The 2,481-nt window shown below is 67.2% G+C and carries 4 protein-coding genes and 1 pseudogene; 1 reads left to right on the top strand and 4 read right to left on the bottom strand.

Annotated features, from left to right (window positions below; genetic code table 11):
- Positions 1-292: DbpA RNA binding domain-containing protein (locus JCM9942_RS14090; protein WP_172675127.1), on the top strand; the 292-nt coding region annotated here is incomplete at its 5' end.
- A 253-nt stretch (positions 293-545) separates the two neighbouring features.
- Here JCM9942_RS14090 and JCM9942_RS14085 read toward each other — a convergent pair.
- The 4 genes and pseudogenes from JCM9942_RS14085 to JCM9942_RS14070 form a co-directional block, all read right to left on the bottom strand.
- A complete protein-coding gene (locus tag JCM9942_RS14085; protein ID WP_157722943.1) occupies positions 546-845 on the bottom strand; it encodes a hypothetical protein in 300 nt (99 codons plus the stop codon).
- Positions 846-877: 32 nt separating this feature from the next.
- On the bottom strand, positions 878-1,666 hold the full coding sequence (locus tag JCM9942_RS14080; protein ID WP_054660455.1) for a thioesterase family protein: 789 nt from the start codon (positions 1,664-1,666) through the stop codon (positions 878-880).
- 29 nt (positions 1,667-1,695) lie between these two features.
- Positions 1,696-2,226 (bottom strand): adenine phosphoribosyltransferase, encoded by a 531-nt coding sequence (locus JCM9942_RS14075; protein ID WP_054660453.1) that lies wholly within the window; start codon positions 2,224-2,226, stop codon positions 1,696-1,698.
- 21 nt (positions 2,227-2,247) lie between these two features.
- Positions 2,248-2,481 (bottom strand): annotated as a pseudogene (locus tag JCM9942_RS14070) (hypothetical protein); the annotation flags it as partial.

Here is a 2,481-nt window from a genome sequence, read left to right as displayed (position 1 = left end):
TGCGCTGAACTGGCAGAAGACACCCCTGGCCACCGCCCGCCCGGCACAGCTGCCGCAGGCGGCGATGACCACGCTGCGCATCGACGGCGGCAAGACCGACAAGCTGCGCGCCGGTGACATCCTGGGTGCGCTGACCGGGGAGGCCGGGCTGTCAGCCAGGGCGATCGGAAAGATCGACATTTTCGCCACACGATCCTACGTCGCCATCACCCGCGAGCAGGCCAACAACGCCGTAGCGCGGCTGGAAGCCGGCAAGATCAAAGGCAAGCGTTTCCGCGTACGCAAGATGTAAACAGGCACCGGGGCGTCCGGGCGCGCACGTCTGTTCCCGGCCCGACACCCGCTCTTCCAGCATTGCCGGGTGATACACATGCCACGGAATTTCCGTGGCATGTGGTGTGTACGGTTTGCAGCAGATTCGCCCACCCTTGGCGCCGCCGCACCCGGCAGGGGTATTGGCCGTCAAGGCATCGGCCCGATGTTGCCGGCATTTGTATCGAGCGCACTGACCGCTGGCGACGTCCAGCACAGGTGCCGAACCTGCTTCAGGCATCGGACACGCGAGTCGTCGTCCGAAACGCCGCCGCAACGACCGCCACGCTGGCCGCCAGAAACAGCACCTGCGCCGCCCCCTCGCCCATGCCGCGGTGGATCAGCAGCAGGTACATACCGATGCAACTGGCCTGCGCAAATAACGGCCAGGCGACGCGGCGCAGCACACGCCCTGCCAGTATCGCGCTGAGCAGCCAGCCACAGGCAAACGCCAGCGGGTCCAACGGCGGAGCGAATTCATACCTGTTGCAGACGGCGAACCACGCACTCCAGCCAAGCAGCGCCAGCAGCAACGCCAGTCCACCCGACACCCGCGCGGCGCGCATCAGGCAAACACCGCCACACTCTGCCGGCCACGCATCACCACCCGCCCCTGTTCATCCAAGACCTGCATGTCCTGCGACGAGTAACCCTCGCGCGCGTGCTGGCTGAAGGAGCGCAGCAGGAACCATTCGCCCTGTGGCGCCGGATCCAGGAGTTCGGCATTCCAGGTGATCGAGCTGATCGGCGCGGCGACGGTGAAGCCGGTGAACGCGGCCGGCGGCATCGCATCGCCCATCGCAATCAGCGCCAAGGCAGGGTCGACCCCGGTGGCATCGCGATGGCGGACCCAGGTCAGCAACTCCGGAATTTCCGCGCCCGATACCGGCATGGCGCCTCCGGCAGGACGCATCTGGAAGTTCCGGGTAAACGCTGGCGCGAACGGCATCGCCGCCATATCCAAATCGCGGTACGCACCAGGCCCCCGGGCCGGCAGCTCGCCACCGAAATCATGCGCAATCGCGCTTTCGCGGGCGCGGCCGAACACCAGCGACAAGCGTGCCGCCAGGGCCTCGTCCTCGTCCGCGTACACATCCACCCCGACATTCACCACCGACCTGCCCTCACGCAGCACCGTCGGCATGAAGCGCAGCAGGCCAGCGGCCGGACCGATGAAGGTCACCTGCATCGAGCGCAACGGCGGCAACGCGCCGGCGTGGCGTTGCATCGCCGCCGCGACACCCAACGCGCTGACAATGCCGCCGTAGGCGGTACGTCCCTGGCGCCAACTGTCGGGGAGCAGCAGCCCTTCTTCTACGTCAAAGCAAGACAGCAGCTCACGCAAGGTCGGCATCGGGAACTCCGCAGACAGGGACAAGGTGTTCAGTAGACCAGCGTAGCGGTCAGCGGCAAACCGTCAGGCCAGCGCTGACGGCCGCCCAGGCCGTCCAGCTCCACCAGTACCGCGCCACCGACAACCTGGGCCTCGAGCAGGGCCGCCAGCTGCAAGGCGGCAAACAAGGTGCCCCCGGTAGCCAGCACGTCGTCCACCAGCAGCACCCGCGCGCCCGGCGGCGTGGCGCCGACGCTGACCTCGATGCGATCGGTGCCGTATTCCAGCGCGTATTCCTGCTTCAACGTCGCACCCGGCAGCTTGCCGGGCTTGCGCACCGGCACAAAGCCCACCCCAAGCTCCAGGGCCAGCGCGGTGCCGAGAATGAAACCGCGCGCCTCCACACCCAGCACCGCATGCAGACCGGCGTCACGCCACGGCGCGGCCATGGCCTGGACGGCCGCACGCAAGCAGGCACCATCACCCAGCAACGGGAGGATGTCCTTGAACAGGATGCCCGGCTTGGGGAAATCGGCGACGTCGCGGATCGCGCGACTCCATTCGGGATAGGCAGAGGTCATAACAATCCAGGGAAAAGGGGTTCAGGAACTGCAGGAGAGCATCGAGCAACCGGCGCGTTCGCGCGCCCATTCCGGGCGCCGGCGGGCATAGGCCTCGCGACCGGGCTGCTCGTCATAAGGATGCCGCATCACTTCCAGCAGCTCCGTGATACCGGCCAGATCGCCCTGTTCGGCAAGGTCGATGGCCTCCTGCGCCAGCCAGTTGCGCAGCACATAGCGCGGATTGGCCGACTGCATCAGGCGGCGACGCTCGGC

Source organism: Stenotrophomonas pictorum JCM 9942, assembly GCF_001310775.1.
In the GTDB taxonomy this organism is placed as follows: Bacteria; Pseudomonadota; Gammaproteobacteria; order Xanthomonadales; family Xanthomonadaceae; genus Stenotrophomonas; species Stenotrophomonas pictorum.
Note: the sequence above shows the minus strand (reverse complement) of the source record. Positions and strands in the feature narration are given on the sequence as shown.